General features: G+C 51.4%; 1 rRNA gene. It reads left to right on the top strand.

Annotation, left to right across the window (positions count from 1 at the left end):
• Positions 1-110: 110 nt before the first annotated feature.
• Positions 111-3037 (top strand): 23S ribosomal RNA (locus K9V48_RS27550); the annotation flags it as partial.

Here is a 3037-nt window from a genome sequence, read left to right as displayed (position 1 = left end):
TGTTCCTTGAAAACTAGATAACGATAACAATTCAAGTAATTCACTGAGTTTAAACGCTTAGTTTAGTGATTCTCTTAATAATTGATTTAAACGACATTTTAAATGTCAAAGGTTAAGTTGTTAAGGGCGCACGGTGGATGCCTTGGCACTAGGAGCCGATGAAGGACGGTACTAACACCGATATGCTTCGGGGAGCTGTAAGTAAGCTTTGATCCGGAGATTTCCGAATGGGGGAACCCACTGCTCGTAATGGAGTAGTATTTTTACCTGAATACATAGGGTAATAAAGGCAGACCCGGGGAACTGAAACATCTAAGTACCCGGAGGAAGAGAAAGCAAACGCGATTTCCTGAGTAGCGGCGAGCGAAACGGAATTAGCCCAAACCAAGAGGCTTGCCTCTTGGGGTTGTAGGACACTCTATACGGAGTTACAAAGGAACGAAGTAAATGAAGAGGTCTGGAAAGGCCCGTCAAAGAAGGTAACAACCCTGTAGTTGAAACTTCGTTCCCTCCAGAGTGGATCCTGAGTACGGCGGGACACGTGAAATCCCGTCGGAAGCAGGGAGGACCATCTCCCAAGGCTAAATACTCCCTAGTGACCGATAGTGAACCAGTACCGTGAGGGAAAGGTGAAAAGCACCCCGGAAGGGGAGTGAAATAGATCCTGAAACCGTGTGCCTACAAGTAGTCAAAGCCCGTTAATGGGTAATGGCGTGCCTTTTGTAGAATGAACCGGCGAGTTACGATCCCGTGCAAGGTTAAGTTGATAAGACGGAGCCGCAGCGAAAGCGAGTCTGAATAGGGCGATAGAGTACGTGGTCGTAGACCCGAAACCAGGTGATCTACCCATGTCCAGGGTGAAGTTCAGGTAACACTGAATGGAGGCCCGAACCCACGTACGTTGAAAAGTGCGGGGATGAGGTGTGGGTAGCGGAGAAATTCCAATCGAACTTGGAGATAGCTGGTTCTCTCCGAAATAGCTTTAGGGCTAGCCTTGAATTTAGAGTTTTGGAGGTAGAGCACTGATTGGACTAGGGGCCCCCAACGGGTTACCGAATTCAGTCAAACTCCGAATGCCAAAAACTTATATTCAGGAGTCAGACTGCGAGTGATAAGATCCGTAGTCAAGAGGGAAACAGCCCAGACCACCAGCTAAGGTCCCAAAGTATACGTTAAGTGGAAAAGGATGTGGAGTTGCTTAGACAACCAGGATGTTGGCTTAGAAGCAGCCATCATTTAAAGAGTGCGTAATAGCTCACTGGTCGAGTGACTCTGCGCCGAAAATGTACCGGGGCTAAACGTATCACCGAAGCTGTGGATTGTTCTTACGAACAATGGTAGGAGAGCGTTCTAAGGGCTGTGAAGCTAGACCGTAAGGACTAGTGGAGCGCTTAGAAGTGAGAATGCCGGTATGAGTAGCGAAAGAGGGGTGAGAATCCCCTCCACCGAATGCCTAAGGTTTCCTGAGGAAGGCTCGTCCGCTCAGGGTTAGTCGGGACCTAAGCCGAGGCCGAAAGGCGTAGGCGATGGACAACAGGTAGAAATTCCTGTACCACCTCCTCACCATTTGAGCAATGGGGGGACGCAGAAGGATAGGGTAAGCGCGCTGTTGGATTAGCGCGTCCAAGCAGTTAGGCTGACAACGAGGCAAATCCCGTTGTCGCGAAGGCTGAGCTGTGATGGCGAGGGAATTATAGTACCGAAGTTCCTGATTCCACACTGCCAAGAAAAGCCTCTAGCGAGGTGAGAGGTGCCCGTACCGCAAACCGACACAGGTAGGCGAGGAGAGAATCCTAAGGTGAGCGAGAGAACTCTCGTTAAGGAACTCGGCAAAATGACCCCGTAACTTCGGGAGAAGGGGTGCTTTTTAGGGTGAATAGCCCGGAAAAGCCGCAGTGAATAGGCCCAGGCGACTGTTTAGCAAAAACACAGGTCTCTGCGAAGCCGCAAGGCGAAGTATAGGGGCTGACGCCTGCCCGGTGCTGGAAGGTTAAGAGGAGAGGTTAGCGTAAGCGAAGCTTTGAATTGAAGCCCCAGTAAACGGCGGCCGTAACTATAACGGTCCTAAGGTAGCGAAATTCCTTGTCGGGTAAGTTCCGACCCGCACGAAAGGCGTAACGATCTGGGCACTGTCTCAACGAGAGACTCGGTGAAATTATAGTACCTGTGAAGATGCAGGTTACCCGCGACAGGACGGAAAGACCCCGTGGAGCTTTACTGTAGCCTGATATTGAATTTTGGTACAGCTTGTACAGGATAGGTAGGAGCCTAAGAAGCCGGAGCGCTAGCTTCGGTGGAGGCGTCGGTGGGATACTACCCTGGTTGTATTGAAATTCTAACCCGCAGCCCTAATCGGGCTGGGAGACAGTGTCAGGTGGGCAGTTTGACTGGGGCGGTCGCCTCCTAAAATGTAACGGAGGCGCCCAAAGGTTCCCTCAGAATGGTTGGAAATCATTCGCAGAGTGTAAAGGCACAAGGGAGCTTGACTGCGAGACCTACAAGTCGAGCAGGGACGAAAGTCGGGCTTAGTGATCCGGTGGTTCCGCATGGAAGGGCCATCGCTCAACGGATAAAAGCTACCCCGGGGATAACAGGCTTATCTCCCCCAAGAGTCCACATCGACGGGGAGGTTTGGCACCTCGATGTCGGCTCATCGCATCCTGGGGCTGTAGTCGGTCCCAAGGGTTGGGCTGTTCGCCCATTAAAGCGGTACGCGAGCTGGGTTCAGAACGTCGTGAGACAGTTCGGTCCCTATCCGTCGTGGGCGTAGGAAATTTGAGAGGAGCTGTCCTTAGTACGAGAGGACCGGGATGGACGCACCGCTGGTGTACCAGTTGTCTTGCCAAAGGCATAGCTGGGTAGCTATGTGCGGAAGGGATAAGTGCTGAAAGCATCTAAGCATGAAGCCCCCCTCGAGATGAGATTTCCCATAGCGTAAGCTAGTAAGATCCCTGAAAGATGATCAGGTTGATAGGTCAGAGGTGGAAGCGCGGTGACGTGTGGAGCTGACTGATACTAATCGATCGAGGACTTAACC

Source organism: Metabacillus rhizolycopersici, assembly GCF_020075705.1.
This window is presented reverse-complemented; position numbering and strand designations above follow the sequence as displayed.